Source organism: Nonomuraea zeae, assembly GCF_005889725.1.
GTDB lineage: Bacteria > Actinomycetota > Actinomycetes > Streptosporangiales > Streptosporangiaceae > Nonomuraea > Nonomuraea zeae.
On record NZ_VCKX01000009.1, the window covers coordinates 25,469 to 40,340 of the forward strand.

Here is a 14,872-nt window from a genome sequence, read left to right on the forward strand (position 1 = left end):
CGGTCGGAGGGTGAGCACTACAGCGTTTTCCACGGCGGTCACGCAAGCCCGTGACCTGCTCAGATGGCGTTCGCCGCTGCGGACCGAGCTGTGGGCGGCCCGGCTCACCGCCGCGCTGGAGCCCGGCGAGGTGGATCCGTTCCTGCGCGCGCTGGCCGACGACGGAAGTGCGGAGGCACGGCTGACCCTCGCCGCTCTGGCCGCCGTCAACCAGGGCGCCGAAACCGCCGACGTCGCGCCTGATGATGGCGCTGGCGCCGCACACCATGTAGCCGTGGACGCCGTGCCCGATGACATCGACGAGGTGGCGGTTGGTGCTGGTTGGCCGGGTGACGAAGACCTGGCCAGCCAGGCTGCCGGGTCAGGTGCGGCATACGTGGTGGCTGGGCGTGGGGTCGCGGAGACGCTGCCCGGGTGGGTACGCCGGATGGGGCGCGTGGTGTGCGACGGCGCCTGGTACGGCAAGGCGGACCCTTATGGCGAGCAGGCGCTGGCCGTCCTGTCCTTCCATTATGAGAACGGCAAGGAGCCCCACCTCCTCGTCGTCGGGATCGACCAGGTCAACGGCGGCCTGGCAGTGGACGCCCTGGTCGAAGAGGTGAAGTTCCTCGACGACCTGGACCTGGGCCGGGCCGAGCCGGGGCAGGTCGCGGGCCGGGTCCTGGACGCGTTCGAGTCGAGTGATCGGGTCATGGGCGCGGTGGTCGCGGACACGTTGCCCGCCGTCCGGCCGCTCGCGCTCTCTCGGGCCCGCGCCGTGCCCGGGATCACGCGGCAGGTGCCTGAAGACACGCTGGCCCGGTTCGACGCGCTGCCGGAGCTGCCGGAGCTGCTGGAGCTGCCGGGGGCGCGCGAGGCGTTCGAGAAGCTGGCCGAGTTCGTGGGTGACCGGCCGCTGTGGTGGAGCCCGGGCCGGGTCTCGCAGTTCCTGACCTCGTGGTTGCCCCGCGAGGCGATCCTGTCGGACGCTGCGGTCGAGGCGATGCCTGAGGTGGTGCGTGCCTGGAGCCGGTTCTGCGGCGGCCATCCCGCCGTGCTGCGCCAGATCGACGAGGACGCCCCTCGGCTGCCCGCCCTCATGGCCGACGACTCATTGGCCGGGCTCGGCAAGCGCATCGCCCAGAGCCGTCTGGACGACACTCGGTAAAAGCCTCCCCCTCGCGAACCCCCCACCCCCGGTGACTCAACGCCTGATGGTCCGCACTTCGGTGATCCACCGTCTGGCGGGTCCGCACCGCAGTGACTCCACGCCTGGCGGTCCGCGCCCCAGTGACTCCACGCCTGGTGGTCCCCGCCCCGGCGGTCCACACTTCCGAGTGGTCCACGGGGTAGGGGGGCTCTGACCACGGCCATCACCTGGCCCGGGTTACCTGGGGCACCCCGCAAGCCGGTCAGAAGGCGTAGCGGATGCGGCAGTAAGGGAGGCGGGCGGCGATCAGGTCGGTGAGGGCGGCCACGTGGCGGCCCTTGAGGCCGGTGCGGTAGCGGACGTTCCAGCCGCCCGTCTCCGAGCGCTTGGCCTGCTGCAGCTCCGGCCGCCACAGCACCTCCTCCGCCTTCGGGTGCCACCCCAGGTTGACCTCGTGCAGCCGGTCGTTGTGAGTGAGGAAGATGACCTCGGCCGCGAGCTGGGCGCGCGCTTCCGGGCTGAGCGCGTCGTCGAGATGCTCGAACAGCTCAGCCCAGCTCTCCAGCCACCCCTCACGCACCACCACCGGGCTGAAGTTGACGTGGACCTCGTAGCCGGCGGCCACGAAGTCGTCGATGGCGGCGATCCGCTCGGCGATCGGCGAGGTGCGGATGTCGAGCAGCTTGGAGTCGGCGGCGGGCATGAGGCTGAACCTGATCCTGGTACGCCCCTGCGGATCCCAGTCCAGCAGGTCCCTGTTGACGTATTTGGTGGCGAAGCTGGCCTTGGCGTTCGGCAGGAAGCGGAACAGCTCCACCAGATCGCGGACGTTCTCCGAGATCGTGGCGTCGAGCGAGCAGTCGGAGTTTTCGCCGATGTCGTAGACCCAGGCCAGCGGGTCCACCTGGTTGGGCTCCGGCTTGGCGCCCTGCCGGGCGGCGTGGCGCTGGACGTATCCGAGGATCTTGTCGATGTTGGCGAACACCGTGATCGGATTGCTGTAGCCCTTGCGGCGCGGCACGTAGCAGTAGGCGCACGCCATCGCGCAGCCGTTGGCCGTGGACGGCGCGATGAAGTCGGCGGAGCGGCCGTTGGGGCGCGCCGTCAGCGACTTCTTCACCCCGAGCACCAGCGCCTCGGTCTTGATCCGCACCCAGCGGGCCACGTTGGTCTCGTCGCCGTACAGCTCCGGGATGCGGTGGTGGCTCTCCACCTCGACGCGCTCGGCGTCGGGGAAGCGCGCGAGGATCTCGCGCCCGCGCGGCAGCTCCGCCGCCGCAGGCTCGAGGTAGATGCGCCGGATGTCCAGCAGCCGGTGACCTTCGGTGATCGACATGTTACTCGTTGACCATGCTACCGGGGCCCGGCTCATGGGCGGTCCTCGCCGGCCGCGGCGCGGGATGCGCTGGACAGGAGCATGTCGAGGGCGACCGGGTACGCGCTGTCGTTCATCCGGGCCACCAGCAGCGGCGCGGTGGCGGCGATGTGGGGATGGGTGCTGGCGGGCAGCCGCGCGTACGTGTCGCGCCACACCTCCTCGTCGGCCTCCCTGGCGGCCTTGGGCAGGGCCAGCGTGGCGGCGTCGAGGATGGCGAAGGCCAGGCTCTGGTCGATGAAGGCGTGATAGACGCGCACCGCCGCGGCGTCGGCGAATCCGGCCCCGCGCAGGATGCCGAGGATCGTCTCGTCGCTCGCCACCTCGTTCGAGCGGCCCGTGACCCGGCTGGCGGTCAGCACGGCCGCCTGCGGGTGGGCGAGGTAGGCGTGGTGGATGCGCAGCCCGAGGTCGCGCAGGTCGGCCCGCCAGTCGCCGGTCGGCTCCCAGTCCGCCATCGCGTGGCCGAACAGCTCGTCCGCGATCGCGAGGATCAGGTCGTCCATGCCGCGGAAGTACCGGTAGACCGTGCTGGCGTCGGCGCCGAGCGCGAGGCCGAGCCGGCGGGCGGTGAGCCCCGCCGCCCCGTGCTCGCGCAGCATCCGCAGCGCCGTCTCCACGATGAGCTCATGTGTCAGGATCTGCCCCTGTTTGGTGGGACGCCGCCGCCTGCGCGCCGACTCCGGCACCACCCGCTTGGCCATGGAACGGCTCCTTATGCCAACGCCATTGACGTTGATGAGCCTACTGAAGTTGGATTAACGACACAGCCCCCCAAAATGCCGTAAAAGGGGATTTATCGTCATGCGTATCCTTCTTGTGGGAGCCGGCGGCGTAGGAACCGCCATCACCCGAATCGCAGCCCGCCGCCCGTTCTTCGAGCACATGGTGGTCGCCGACTACGACCTCCCCCGCGCCAAGGCGGCCGTCGCCGCGCTGGGCGAGCGGGCGGGCAGGTTCACCCCGGCCAGGATCGACGCCGCCGACCCCGCCGCCGTCACGGCGCTGCTGGCCGAGCACCGGTGCGATGTCCTGCTCAACGCAACTGACCCCCGTTTCGTGCTGCCGCTCTTCGAGGCCGCGCTCGCGGGCGGGGCCGACTATCTCGACATGGCCATGTCGATGTCGAAGCCGCACCCCGACCGGCCGTACGAGGAGGTGGGGGTCAAGCTCGGCGACGACCAGTTCGCCCAGGCCGCGGAGTGGGCCGGCTCGGGACGGCTGGCGCTGGTCGGCATGGGCGTCGAGCCCGGCCTCGCCGACGTCTTCGCCAGGTACGCCGCCGACGAGCTCTTCGACGAGATCGAGGAGATCGGCATCAGGGACGGCGCGAACCTCACCGTCGAGGGCTACGACTTCGCCCCGTCGTTCTCCATCTGGACCACGATCGAGGAGTGCCTCAACCCGCCGGTCATCTACGAGAAGGACCGCGGCTGGTACACCACCGAGCCGTTCAGCGAGCCCGAGGTCTTCGACTTCCCCGAGGGCATCGGCCCGGTCGAGTGCGTGAACGTCGAGCACGAGGAGGTGCTGCTGGTGCCCCGCTGGGTGGACGCCGGCCGGGTCACCTTCAAGTACGGCCTCGGCGAGGACTTCATCGACAAGCTCAAGACCCTGCACGCCCTGGGCGTGGACAGCACCGAGCCGGTCGCGGTCATGACCGACCGCGGCACCGCGAAGGTGTCGCCGCGCGACCTGGTGGCCGCCGTGCTGCCCGACCCGGCCGGTCTCGGCGACCGCATGCACGGCAAGACGTGCGCGGGCACATGGGTGAAGGGCGTCAAGGACGGCCGGCCGCGCGAGGTCTACCTCTACCACGTGGTGGACAACCAGTGGTCGATGCGCGAGTACGGCTCCCAGGCCGTGGTCTGGCAGACCGCCGTCAACCCGGTCGTCGCCCTGGAGTTGCTGGCCACCGGGGCCTGGACCGGCGCGGGCGTGCTCGGACCGGAGGCGTTCGCGCCGGGGCCGTTCCTGGACCTGCTGGTCGAGTACGGCTCACCGTGGGGCATGCGCGAGCAGTGAGGGGGCCGGGGACCGGCGGCCGGAACGGGCACAGGATCATTGAGGTGCAACGACCCGTACCACGGAGGACCCCTTGAGCATCGCCGACGATCCCGATCGCGCACCGGCCCGCTCCCACCTGTACGCCATGGGCATGTCGGAGGAGGAGATGCGCCGCCCGACGGTCGGCATCGCCACGACGTGGACCGGCACGATGCCGTGCAACCTCACCCACCGCGAGCTGGCCGCCCACGTGGCCGAGGGGGTGCGCGCGGCGGGTGGCCTGCCGATGGAGTTCAACACCATCGCGGTCTCCGACAACCTGACCATGAACACGCCCGGCATGCGCACCTCGCTGGTCAGCCGGGAGGTCATCGCCGACTCGATCGAGCTCATGGGGCTGGCGCACGGGTTCGACGCGCTGGTGGCGATCGTCGGCTGCGACAAGACCGTACCGGCCGCGATCATGGCGCTGGCCCGGCTGGACGTGCCCTCGGTCGTCCTCTACAGCGGCAGCATGATGCCGGGCCGCTGGCGCGGGCGCGACGTGACCATCCAGGACATGTGGGAGGCCCTGGGCGAGCGCGCGGTCGGCCGGCTCGACCAAGCCGAGCTGGACGACCTGGCCAAGCACGCCTGTCCGGGCGCCGGCACCTGTGCCGCCCAGTACACCGCCAACACCATGGGCAGCGTCGCCGACTTCCTGGGCCTGGCCCCGTTCGGCGTCGGCGACATCCCGGCGGTGGCCGCGGACAAGAACGCCGCCGCGCGCCGGGTCGGCGAGATCGCCATGGACGCCCTGGCCCGCGACGCCCGCCCGTCGCGCGTGCTCACCGCGGACGCCCTGCACAACGCGATCGTCTCGGTCGCGGCCATGGGCGGCTCCACGAACGCCGTCCTGCACCTGCTGGCCATCGCCAGGGAGGCGAACCTGCCGCTGGAGATCGACGAGATCGGCGACGTGTGCCGCCGGATCCCGATCATCACCGGGCTCAAGCCGAGCGGCGGCGACCACACCGCGCTCGACCTGTGGCGGGCCGGCGGCACCTCGCTGGTGGCGCGCCGCCTGCTGGAGGCCGGGCTGCTGCGCGAGAACGTGACGCTGGTGGACGGCCGCACGCTGGCCGGCGTGGCGGCGGACGCCGAGGAGACCCCGGGCCAGGAGGTCGTCAGGAGCGTGGCGGAGCCGTTCAAGCCGCGCGGCGCGCTGGCCATCCTGCGGGGCTCGCTCGCGCCCGACGGCTGCGTGCTCAAGCTGGGCGGCAAGGCCGACTTCCGCCACGAGGGGCCGGCCAAGGTGTACGACTCGGAGGCCGAGTGCACGGCCGCGATCGACGCCGGCCTGATCGTGCCGGGAGACGTCATCGTCGTCCGGTACGAGGGCCCGGCGGGCGGTCCGGGCATGCGCGAGATGCTCTCGATCACCGGCCCCCTCGTCGGCCGGGGCCTGGGTGAGACGGTGGCGCTGGTCACCGACGGCCGCTTCAGCGGGGTCTCGCACGGCCTGGTGATCGGGCACGTGGCGCCGGAGGCGTACCGCGGCGGGCCGATCGCGCTGGTGCGCGACGGCGACACGGTGATCGTCGACAGCGCGGCGGGGAGCCTGGAGCTGGTGGTGCCCGAGGAGGAGCTGGAGCGGCGCCGCGCGGCCTGGCGGCGGCCCGAGCGGGTGGTCGAGCGCGGGGTGCTGAGCAAGTACGTGATCACGGTCGGCTCGGCCTCGGACGGCGCGGTCACCATCTGAGCGGTGGGCCGGCGGCCGGCGAGCGCCCGGGATCAAGCGGGCGTTCAGGGCGGCTATGCTGCGCAGTGACGTTTGCCGATGCCCCGATGCGGGCGTTTCAGAAGGAGACTCGCGCGATGTACAAGGAGTTCGCTGTCGAGGCCGTGATGTGGCTCGTCCCGGTCGTGGTGCTGATCGGGCTGGCGCTCCTCGTCACCGCGTGAGTACGCCAGGGGCCGATCGGCACCGAGTGCCGGCCGGCCCCTGGCGGTCGCTCAGCGGTAATACCGGTAAGACACGTACGTGCTCGCGTAGTACCTGAAGCCGGAGAACCCGTCCAGGTAGTCGTTGTACAGGTTGCTCAGCGTGCTGGTGCGCACGGTGCAGGCCGCCCACGTGGTCCGGCGGGCCCTGAGGCCGCCCACGTAGTCGGTGCAGGTCCCGGCCTTGCGCCCGTTGACCTTCAGCCGGGCGTTGAGCCGCACGTTGAAGAGGTTCCTGCGAGAGATGTTGGTGACCCGGACCTTGATCGTGCAGGTGTCCCGGCACCTGCCGAAGTAGACCTTGGTGCGGATCAGCTGCGCGCTCGCAGTGGCGGCCGACTTCGACGTCGCGGTGCTCGCGGAAACGCTCGCGGACGACGCGCCGGCCGTCGATGCGGCGGCGGGCGCCGCCATGAGCGTGGTCGCGGCGGCCGCCACTAAGAGTGTGCCGGTCAGACTCTTGATCATTCTGCCCCCAGTGCAGAGACGGTCGCTCCCCCCTGTTGGCAGCGACCCGTACCTGTTCGACTACTACCAGGAAACGGGGCATTCGAGAGTTTCAGCAAGGTCATCCGATACGAAACGGTTATCCGCTTACGTCCGCCTTATGGGCTCTCCTGTAGATCGACAACGACACTCGGCCCTGACTCCGATCAAGACGCCCACGCCAGCAACGGGCTGCCCTGCCTGAGCCGTTTCAGCGCCTGCTTCTCCAGCTGCCGGATGCGTTCCCTGGTCAGCCCGAGGTGCGCGGCGATCTCGGTGTAGCTCTGCGCCTCGTATCCGGTCAGGCCGTACCGGAGCTTGATGACGAAGGCTTCGCGCGGCGGCAGCGTCGTGACCACCTGGTGCAGCTCCGCGCTCATGGCGCGACGCTCGGTCAGCTCCTGCACCTGCAGCCCGTCCTCGTCGGCGATCATGTCGCCGATCTTGCCCTCGCCGTACTCCCCGACCGGGATGTCCAGGCTGACCATGTCCTGACCGAGCCGGCGTAACGCGGCGACCTGCGCCGGCGACCGCTCGGCCGCGTCGCCCAGCTCGGCGTCCGTCGGCTCGCGGCCGAAGTCCGCGGCCAGCTGGCGTTCGATCCTGATCAGCCGCGACAGCTCCTCCGCCACATGGATGGGCAGCCGCACGGTACGGCTCTTGTCGTGGATGCCACGCTCGATGGCCTGGCGGATCCACCACATCCCGTACGTCGAGAACTTGTAGCCCCGCGTGTAGTCGAACTTCTCCACAGCCCTGATCAGCCCGAGGTTCCCTTCCTGGATGACGTCGAGCATGGGCAGCCCCCGGTAGGAGTAGCGCCTGGCGGCGGCGACGACCAACCGGAGGTTCGACCTGATCAGCAGGTCCTTGGCTCGTTGCCCGTCGCGGACGATCAGCTCCAGCTCCGGCGTGGCGTCACCGCGCTCGATCAGATGACCCGCGTACAGGCCGGCCTCGATCCGCCGGGCGAGATTGACCTCGTCCGCGGCGGAGAGCAAGGGGGTTTTGCCGATCTGCTCCAGATACGTGCCGAGCAGGTCGGGCTCTTCGGCCGACATGCACGGGGGACTACCCGGTAAACGGCGGCGAATTCCCGGCTTCGTTGAGTTCTGCGATGGCCAGCTCCGCCGTAGTGCGGATATCGAAGAACTTGTCCAGTGCGGTGATCGCGAACAGGTGCTTGCACCTGCCGTTGAGCCCCGACAGCAGCAGCCGGCCGCCGGAGGCGGTGACCGCCTTGTGGAGATAGACGAGCACGGACAGGCCGGAGGAGTCGCACACGCTGACGGCCTGCATGTCGATGACGAGCAACGGTGGCTGGGTCAGATCGAGGGCCTTGGTGACGCGGTCGCGAACCTCCGCCGCGGACCCGAAGTCGAAGTCCCCCGTCAGCCGCGCGATGACGCAGGGTCCCTGGAGTCCGAGGCTTATCGACAAGGCCTGCTCCGAAGTCACCCAGCTCCACCTACCTGCGTTGCTTTCCCGATCCAACCACTTTACGAGAAGTAGCGCTTCGGGTTGAACACCAGCATTTGCTCAATCTGGTCATCGGTCACACCCGAGTCCAGCAGTGCGGCCAAGACGTCGTCGTGAATGTGATCGTAGCGCCAGTTCGGTGCGAGCGTGCTGCGGGCCTCGTCCCAGGCACCGCCGAAATAGTCCATGAAACAGGCGGTGTCGTGGCTGAGCACCATGCGATCGGCGTATCCGCGCTGGCAGAGCGCCGCGACCGTGGCCACGCGCTGCGGCGTCGGGTTGTAGACATCCAGCCCGAATCGGTCCATCCCGAGGATGGCGCCGGTGTCGGCCAGCCGCATGAGGTAGTCGAGGTCGTTGCTGTCGCCCGCGTGCCCGACGACCACCTTCGTCAGGTCCACGCCCTCCTTGGCGAACAGGTCCAGCGCGATCAGGCCGCTCTGCGTGAAGCTGTTGGTGTGGACGGTGATGGGCGCGCCCGTGCGCACGTGCGCCTGCGCGACCGCCCGGCAGATGCGCTCGACGCCGGGCGTGAGGCCCTTCGCCTCGACCACGCACTTGAGGAACGCGGCCTTGACGCCGGTGTCGGCGATGCCGTCGGTCAGGTCGCGGACGAAGTCGTCGATCATCGGGTCCGGGCCGTCGAAGAACAGGCCGGGGCCGCGGTGCTCGTACTGGTGCGGGAGCTCCTCGAAGGAGTAGATGCCGGTGGCGGCGATGATGTGCAGGTCCGGCACCTGCTCGGCGATCCGCTGGACGCGCGGGAGGTAGCGGCCGAGCCCCCAGACCGTCGGGTCGACGATCGTCCGCACGCCCTTCGCGGCCACCGCGCTGAGCTTGGCGACCGCGTCGGCCACCCGGAACTCCTCGTCCCACCAGGCGCCTTTGCCGTAATTGTCGAGGTGCTCGGTGGCCACCACGAAGACGTGCTCGTGCATCAGCGTCTGCCCGAGGTCGTCGACGTCGATGGGGCCGCGAACGGTGCTGACGGTGGGCATGCGCGCCTCCATACCGGCTGGTCTGTGGCGCCAACCTAGGCTTCCGCACGATCGCCGTCAACCGCCTGTGCGCACACCGGCGATCGCCGTCAACGCCTGTGCGCACACCGGCGAGCCGCCGTCACGACGGCTCGGCTCGCCGGTGCCCGCGGCTCAGGTGCGTGTCCCGGCCAGCCGCCGGAAGAGCGGCTCGGGCCGGGGCAGCCGCGACCCGCCCACCGCCGCCGCCACGCGCGCCGCCGCCGTCGGCAGGAAGGGCTCCAGGTGTACGGCCAGCGCCCGGCAGGCGTGCACCAGCGTGCCCAGCGACGCCTCCTGCCCCGCCCGGTCCTGCTGCCACGGCCGGGTCCTTTCGACGTACCTGTTCGCCTCCTCGACGAGCTCCCATACGGCCGCCGCGGCCCGCCGGAAATCGAAGTCCTCCAGCGCCGCGTGCACCGCCGGAGACACCTCCGCGAGCCGCTCCCCGGGGGCGTCGGGGACGTGGCCGTCCAGGAACCGGTGCACCATGGTGACGACCCGGTTGACCAGGTTCCCCAGCCCGTTGGCCAGGTCCTCGTCCGCCCGCCCGGCCAGCCGCGCCTCGGTGAAGTCGGCGTCACCCACGCGCGGCACGTCGCGCAGCAGCCACCACCGCACCGCGTCGACCCCGTAGGCGTCCACGAGCGTCACGGGGTCGGCTGAGTTCCCCGCCGACTTGCTGATCTTGCGGCCGTCCACGGTGAGGTAGTCGTGCACGTAGATCTCCGTGGGCAGCGGCTCGCCCGCCGACAGCAGCATCGCCGGCCAGTACACCGCGTGGAACCGGATCACGCCCTTGCCCACCAGGTGCACCTTGCGCCGCTCGGCGACCCACCAGCGGTCGTGGTCACCGCCTTCGAGCGCGGTGACGTAGTTGGCCAGCGCGTCCCACCACACGTAGATCACCTGCTCGGGATCTCCGGGCACCGGGATCCCCCATCCACGGGCGCGGGCGGCGGAGCGCGAGATGCTGATGTCGGCCAGCCCGGCCTCGATGAACGCCAGCACCTCGTTGCGCCGCGCGGCCGGCTCGATCCTGAGCCGGCCGTCGCGGATGAGCTCCAGCAGGGCGTCCTGATAGCGGGAGAGCCGGAAGAACCAGTTCTCCTCCGACACCCGTTGCAGCGGCGCCTGGTGCCCGTCGGGACAGGGGTCCTCCGGGTAGAACTGCTCGCAGCCCACGCAGTAGAGCCCCTCGTAGTGCCGCTGGTACAGGTCGTGCGCGGTGGCCCGCCAGATCCGCTCGACCCCGGCCCGGTGCGCGGGGTGCGAGCTCGTCCGGATGAACGCGTCGAACGACAGGTCCAGCGGCTGCCTGAGCCCCTCGAACGCGGCCGCGTTCCGGTCCACCAGCTCGCGCACCGGCACGCCTTCCGCCTCGGCGGCCAGCACGTTCTTCAGCGAGTTGTCGTCGGTGCCGGTCTGGAACCGTACGGGCTCGCCGCGCCGGCGATGGTGCCTGGCCAGGACGTCGGCCTGGACGAGCTCCAGCGCGTGGCCGAGGTGCGGCCGGGCGTTGACGTAGGGGATGGTCGTCGTGATGTACATCGGATGCCTCCAAGGGGCCCCGGACACGACGAGAGGCCCCGGTTCGCAGGGCCTCAGCAGGACGTCGCCGGTGAACCCCCTAGGGGGCCATCATCACCGTGTACGTCGTCATGCCGGCCATACTACCCCGGCAGCGGGCGACGCCGCCGGGTGAAACCGGCTGCGTCCGGTAGCCGGGCCGGTGACGTCTTCGTCACGTGAACCCGGCGAGCTTGTAGAGCACGAGCGAGCCCGCCACCGCCACGTTCAGGCTGGCGCCGGTGCCGATCATCGGGATCTCGACCACGGCGTCCAGCAGGTCGAGCGCCTCCCCCGGGATCCCGGTGGACTCGTGCCCCAGCACGATCACGGTCGGCTGCCCGGCCATGGGCAGGTCGGCCAGCCTGATCGCCTCCTCGGCCAGCTCGACGCCGAGCACCCGCTCCTGCCGCTCGGCCAGCCAGGCCATCGGCCGCACCCAGTGCACGCACGCGCCGTTGCGCAGGGTGTTCCCCCTGGCCAGCGCCTCGGGCACCCAGGGCAGCCGCGGCACGGCCATGCAGGCGCCGACGGCGTCGCACGTGCGCAGGAGGGTGCCGAGGTTGGCGCCGTGCATGGGCCAGAGCGGCGCGACGGTGAGGTGGCCCAGGCATCGGGGCGGGCGGCGGCGGCGCTGGGCGCGGAGATCTTTCCTGGTGCGCACCCTGATCCCGCTCATGCGCGCGGGGCGGTGCTCCTGACGTGGCCGGTCAGGTCGTGGATGTGCATGCGGAGGGCGCTTTCAGCGGCACGCCCGAGCCATCGACGAGAGATCACCCCAGTTTACGCACCCCGAACCCCGCATGTCATGAGGCGCCGAGGCCACGGTGGCGCACCACCCAGAGCAGCAGCCCCACCGCGAAGACGGCCAGCCCGGCGAGCACCGAGCTCAGCGGCAGGGTGGCCGCCAGCAGCAGGCACAGCCCCAGCCCGAGGATCGGCACCGGCCTGGGCGGCGCGCCCTCGTCGCGGTCGAGGGTGAGCGCGGCGGCGTTGGCGATGGCGTAGTAGACGAGCACGCCGAACGAGGAGAAGCCGATCGCTCCCCGCAGATCGGCCACGAGCAGCAGCACGATCACCGCGCCGCCGACCGCGAGCTCGGCCCGCCGCGGCACCTGCCGCACCGGGTCCACGACCGCCAGCGCGGCGGGCAGGTCACGCTCGCGCGCCATGGCGAGCACCGTGCGGGAGACGCCGAGCAGCAACGCCAGCAGCGCGCCCAGCGCCGCCACCGCGGCGCCCGCGCCCACCGCCGGCACCAGCCACCCGGCCCCCGACTCCCTGACGACGTCGGACAGGGGCGCCGGGGACATGGCCAGCGGCACGGGCCCGAGCACGTGCAGCGCGGTGGCCGCGACCAGCGTGTAGACGACCAGCGTGACGCCCAGGGCGATGCCGACGGCGCGCGGGATCGTGCGCGCCGGATCCCGGACCTCCTCGCCCAGCGTGGCGATCCGGGCGTATCCGGCGAACGCGAAGAACAGCAGCCCAGCTCCCTGCAGCACTCCCCACCCGTCGACGCCGTCCGCCGTGAACGGCGAGTGGAGGAACGGCTCCGGGGCGGGCGCGTAGGCGAACCAGCCGAACGTGATCTTCGACTCACCGGCCAGGCCCGCGACGACCACCGCCGACAGCACGACCAGCACGAAGGCCACGGCCACCCTGGCCACACCCGCCGACCGCCGGACGCCGAACAGGTTGAGCGACGTGAGCGCGGCGACCGCGCCGATCGCCAGGGGTCGTTCGAGACCGGGCGCGGCGTACGCGCCGAAGGTGAGCGCCATCGCCGCGCACGAGGCGGTCTTGCCGACGGTGAAGCCCCAGCCGGCGAGGTAGCCCCACAGCGGGCCGAGCCGCCGCCTGCCGTAGACGTAGGTGCCGCCCGACTCGGGGTGGCGGGCGGCCAGGCGGGCCGAGGAGGTGGCGTTGCAGTAGGCGACGACGGCGGCGATGGCCAGGGCCAGGAGCAGCCACGACCCCGCGGCCCCGGCGGCCGGGGCGAAGGCCGCGAACACGCCCGCGCCGATCATCGCGCTCAGCCCCACGACGACCGCGTCGGTGGTGCCGAGCCGGCGTGCCAGCTCTTCGGGCAACCTTCCCGCCTCCCCTCCCGCTCGTGCAGGCACCCACTCTGCCGGATCCCACCGACAGATCTATCCGGGGCCCGTCCTCAAGAGAGGCGAGGTGGACGGCCGAGCTCAAGCGGACGGCATCAGGCGGACGGCGAGGCTCAGGCGGACGGCGAGGCTCAGGCGGACGGCGAGGCTCAGGCGGACGCCGGTGATCAGGTGGACGCCGGTGATCAGGTGGACGCCTCCGGGCCCGGGACCACCAGCACCGGCCGGTGCGCGTGGTGCAGCACCCGGTCCGACGTGCTGCCCAGCAGCAGGGACCGCACCCCGCCCAGCCCTCGCGTCCCCGTCACGATGAGCTTGGCGTCGATCTCGTCCGCCACGTCCACGATCGTCGACCACACGGCCACCGAGTCCACGTCGCACCGGGGCGTGGCGTCCAGCCCCGCCTCCCGCGCCAGGTTCGCGCCGTGCTGGGCCAGCTCGCTCATCGCCTGCCCGATCGCCTCGTCCTCCACCCCGGACTGGTCGAGCGTCATCATCAGCCCGGCGGACGCCCTGGCCGAGGTCATCGCGAGGCGCTCCCACACCGTCAGCACCACGGCGTGCTCCCCGCGGAAGAGCTCACCGGCGAAGGCGATCGCGGTCTTGGCGTCGTCGGAACCGTCGTACGCAATCAGAATCGTCATTTCAGCCACTCCCATTCGGACGTCAGGCCCTCCCTCTTTCCCGATCAATCCGTTTCACGCCTGTACCAGGGGTAGCCGCCCGGTATGACGGTTACGCGATTCCAGGATCTTCCCCTTGACGACCGCGACCGGGAGTGGAACGCCGCCGAGGCCGACAAGCGGGTGCGAAAGTGGGCCGGCGCCGAGGACAAGCCCGACGCGAAGTACCGCGACGCCCACATCTGGTACGACGCCGACAACGCCGACGAGTTCGGAGCGTACAAGCTGCCGATCGCCGACGTCGTGGACGGGAAGCTGAAGGCGGTGCCGCGGGCCGTGATCGCCGCGGCCGGGATCATGGACGGCGCCCGCGGCGGGATCGACATTCCCAAGAAGGACGTCGGGCCGGTCAAGCGGCACCTGGCGAAGTACTACGCCAAGATGGGCGAGGCCCCGCCCTGGGAGCGCTGAGCGGCCAGCGGCTTGAGCATCGACAGCCCGGCCAGCGCCAGCACGCCCAGCTCGGTGACGACCACGACCCGCTGGGTCAGCCCGGCCGGGATGTCGTCGTTGGTCAGCGGGATGCCGAACATCCGCACCACGTAGGGGACCACGACCAGCAGCAGCGCGCCGAGGGCCAGCGCGCTGAGGATCCGCACCGCCTTGGCGTACCGGATCCTGGCCTGGGCCAGCAGCAGCCCGGCCACGGGCATCATCAGGAAAGCCGCGAAGGCGGCGTACCGGTGGATGCCGCCCGACAGGGAGAGCGGCACGCCGGGCCGGTCGGTGGGAAAGGCGCCGATCAGGAACATGCTCGTCCCCCACGCCAGCAGCAGCACCACGATCCAGCGGCTCATCCCGGCCCGGCGCAGCGCCTCGGCGATCAACGCGGAGCCGGCCGCGAACAGCGTCAGCGACGCGGGCAGCAGCCATCCGGCAGCCTGGAAGGCGTACTCGCTGATGACGCTGTGCATCGGGTCGAGGCCCGCTTCCGCGTGCAAGGTGAGCATGGCGCCGGTCCCGGTGCCGATCGCCGCAAATCCACTGACAAGCAAACCCTTCATGCCTTAAAGCTCGTGGAAAGCGGC

At 71.0% G+C, this 14,872-nt stretch carries 15 protein-coding genes; 4 read left to right on the forward strand and 11 right to left on the reverse strand.

Going from position 1 to position 14,872, the window contains the following annotated elements; all coding sequences use genetic code 11:
* Nucleotides 1–10 precede the first annotated feature (10 nt).
* Nucleotides 11–1,147, forward strand: a complete 1,137-nt coding sequence (locus ETD85_RS04665) for a hypothetical protein (RefSeq protein WP_138688342.1) — start codon at nucleotides 11–13, stop codon at nucleotides 1,145–1,147.
* A gap of 244 nt (nucleotides 1,148–1,391) precedes the next feature.
* Here the strand turns inward: ETD85_RS04665 and ETD85_RS04670 are convergent, their stop codons facing one another.
* Together ETD85_RS04670 and ETD85_RS04675 are read right to left on the reverse strand one after the other, a co-directional pair.
* Nucleotides 1,392–2,465 carry a spore photoproduct lyase family protein gene (locus tag ETD85_RS04670; RefSeq protein WP_206058075.1) on the reverse strand — a complete coding sequence of 358 codons (1,074 nt, stop codon included), beginning with the start codon at nucleotides 2,463–2,465 and terminating at the stop codon, nucleotides 1,392–1,394.
* 32 nt (nucleotides 2,466–2,497) lie between these two features.
* Nucleotides 2,498–3,208, reverse strand: coding sequence for a TetR/AcrR family transcriptional regulator (locus tag ETD85_RS04675; protein WP_138688344.1), 711 nt, complete (start codon nucleotides 3,206–3,208; stop codon nucleotides 2,498–2,500).
* A 100-nt stretch (nucleotides 3,209–3,308) separates the two neighbouring features.
* On the opposite strand from ETD85_RS04675, the gene ETD85_RS04680 reads away from it, so the two are divergent.
* Together ETD85_RS04680 and ilvD are read left to right on the forward strand one after the other, a co-directional pair.
* Complete coding sequence (locus tag ETD85_RS04680; RefSeq protein WP_138688345.1) at nucleotides 3,309–4,529, forward strand: saccharopine dehydrogenase family protein; 1,221 nt, start codon at nucleotides 3,309–3,311, stop codon at nucleotides 4,527–4,529.
* Nucleotides 4,530–4,602: 73 nt separating this feature from the next.
* A complete protein-coding gene (gene ilvD / locus ETD85_RS04685; protein WP_138688346.1) occupies nucleotides 4,603–6,252 on the forward strand; it encodes a dihydroxy-acid dehydratase in 1,650 nt (549 codons plus the stop codon).
* A gap of 254 nt (nucleotides 6,253–6,506) precedes the next feature.
* Here ilvD and ETD85_RS04690 read toward each other — a convergent pair whose 3' ends face one another.
* The 8 genes from ETD85_RS04690 to ETD85_RS04725 form a co-directional block, all read right to left on the reverse strand.
* Nucleotides 6,507–6,962, reverse strand: a complete 456-nt coding sequence (locus ETD85_RS04690) for a hypothetical protein (RefSeq protein ID WP_138688347.1) — start codon at nucleotides 6,960–6,962, stop codon at nucleotides 6,507–6,509.
* Nucleotides 6,963–7,147: 185 nt separating this feature from the next.
* Complete coding sequence (locus ETD85_RS04695) at nucleotides 7,148–8,041, reverse strand: sigma-70 family RNA polymerase sigma factor (RefSeq protein WP_138688348.1); 894 nt, start codon at nucleotides 8,039–8,041, stop codon at nucleotides 7,148–7,150.
* A 10-nt stretch (nucleotides 8,042–8,051) separates the two neighbouring features.
* On the reverse strand, nucleotides 8,052–8,438 hold the full coding sequence (locus ETD85_RS04700) for an STAS domain-containing protein (protein ID WP_170246496.1): 387 nt from the start codon (nucleotides 8,436–8,438) through the stop codon (nucleotides 8,052–8,054).
* A gap of 41 nt (nucleotides 8,439–8,479) precedes the next feature.
* On the reverse strand, nucleotides 8,480–9,457 hold the full coding sequence (locus tag ETD85_RS04705) for a phosphotriesterase family protein (protein ID WP_138688350.1): 978 nt from the start codon (nucleotides 9,455–9,457) through the stop codon (nucleotides 8,480–8,482).
* Between the two features lie 153 nt (nucleotides 9,458–9,610).
* Nucleotides 9,611–11,026, reverse strand: a complete 1,416-nt coding sequence (metG, locus tag ETD85_RS04710; RefSeq protein ID WP_138688351.1) for a methionine--tRNA ligase — start codon at nucleotides 11,024–11,026, stop codon at nucleotides 9,611–9,613.
* A gap of 193 nt (nucleotides 11,027–11,219) precedes the next feature.
* Nucleotides 11,220–11,723, reverse strand: coding sequence for a TrmH family RNA methyltransferase (locus ETD85_RS04715; protein ID WP_138688352.1), 504 nt, complete (start codon nucleotides 11,721–11,723; stop codon nucleotides 11,220–11,222).
* A gap of 127 nt (nucleotides 11,724–11,850) precedes the next feature.
* Nucleotides 11,851–13,137 (reverse strand): APC family permease, encoded by a 1,287-nt coding sequence (locus ETD85_RS04720; protein WP_276617169.1) that lies wholly within the window; start codon nucleotides 13,135–13,137, stop codon nucleotides 11,851–11,853.
* A 209-nt stretch (nucleotides 13,138–13,346) separates the two neighbouring features.
* A complete protein-coding gene (locus ETD85_RS04725) occupies nucleotides 13,347–13,805 on the reverse strand; it encodes a universal stress protein (protein ID WP_138688354.1) in 459 nt (152 codons plus the stop codon).
* An 84-nt stretch (nucleotides 13,806–13,889) separates the two neighbouring features.
* Between ETD85_RS04725 and ETD85_RS04730 the strand changes: the two genes are divergently transcribed.
* Nucleotides 13,890–14,255, forward strand: a complete 366-nt coding sequence (locus ETD85_RS04730; RefSeq protein ID WP_138688355.1) for a hypothetical protein — start codon at nucleotides 13,890–13,892, stop codon at nucleotides 14,253–14,255.
* On the opposite strand, the gene ETD85_RS04735 is transcribed toward ETD85_RS04730, so the two are convergent.
* Nucleotides 14,216–14,848 (reverse strand): DUF998 domain-containing protein, encoded by a 633-nt coding sequence (locus tag ETD85_RS04735; RefSeq protein ID WP_138688356.1) that lies wholly within the window; start codon nucleotides 14,846–14,848, stop codon nucleotides 14,216–14,218. The two genes, ETD85_RS04730 and ETD85_RS04735, sit on opposite strands and share 40 nt — an antisense overlap.
* Nucleotides 14,849–14,872 lie beyond the last annotated feature (24 nt).

Coding starts and splice junctions, on each gene's coding strand:
- ETD85_RS04705 (WP_138688350.1), bottom strand. CDS start 9,457: ATGCCCACCGTCAGCACCGTTCGCGGCCCCATCGACGTCGACGACCTC.
- ETD85_RS04735 (WP_138688356.1), bottom strand. CDS start 14,848: ATGAAGGGTTTGCTTGTCAGTGGATTTGCGGCGATCGGCACCGGGACC.
- ETD85_RS04695 (WP_138688348.1), bottom strand. CDS start 8,041: ATGTCGGCCGAAGAGCCCGACCTGCTCGGCACGTATCTGGAGCAGATC.
- ETD85_RS04675 (WP_138688344.1), bottom strand. CDS start 3,208: ATGGCCAAGCGGGTGGTGCCGGAGTCGGCGCGCAGGCGGCGGCGTCCC.
- ETD85_RS04690 (WP_138688347.1), bottom strand. CDS start 6,962: ATGATCAAGAGTCTGACCGGCACACTCTTAGTGGCGGCCGCCGCGACC.
- ETD85_RS04680 (WP_138688345.1), top strand. CDS start 3,309: ATGCGTATCCTTCTTGTGGGAGCCGGCGGCGTAGGAACCGCCATCACC.
- ETD85_RS04715 (WP_138688352.1), bottom strand. CDS start 11,723: ATGAGCGGGATCAGGGTGCGCACCAGGAAAGATCTCCGCGCCCAGCGC.
- metG (WP_138688351.1), bottom strand. CDS start 11,026: ATGTACATCACGACGACCATCCCCTACGTCAACGCCCGGCCGCACCTC.
- ETD85_RS04730 (WP_138688355.1), top strand. CDS start 13,890: ATGACGGTTACGCGATTCCAGGATCTTCCCCTTGACGACCGCGACCGG.
- ETD85_RS04670 (WP_206058075.1), bottom strand. CDS start 2,465: ATGTCGATCACCGAAGGTCACCGGCTGCTGGACATCCGGCGCATCTAC.
- ETD85_RS04725 (WP_138688354.1), bottom strand. CDS start 13,805: ATGACGATTCTGATTGCGTACGACGGTTCCGACGACGCCAAGACCGCG.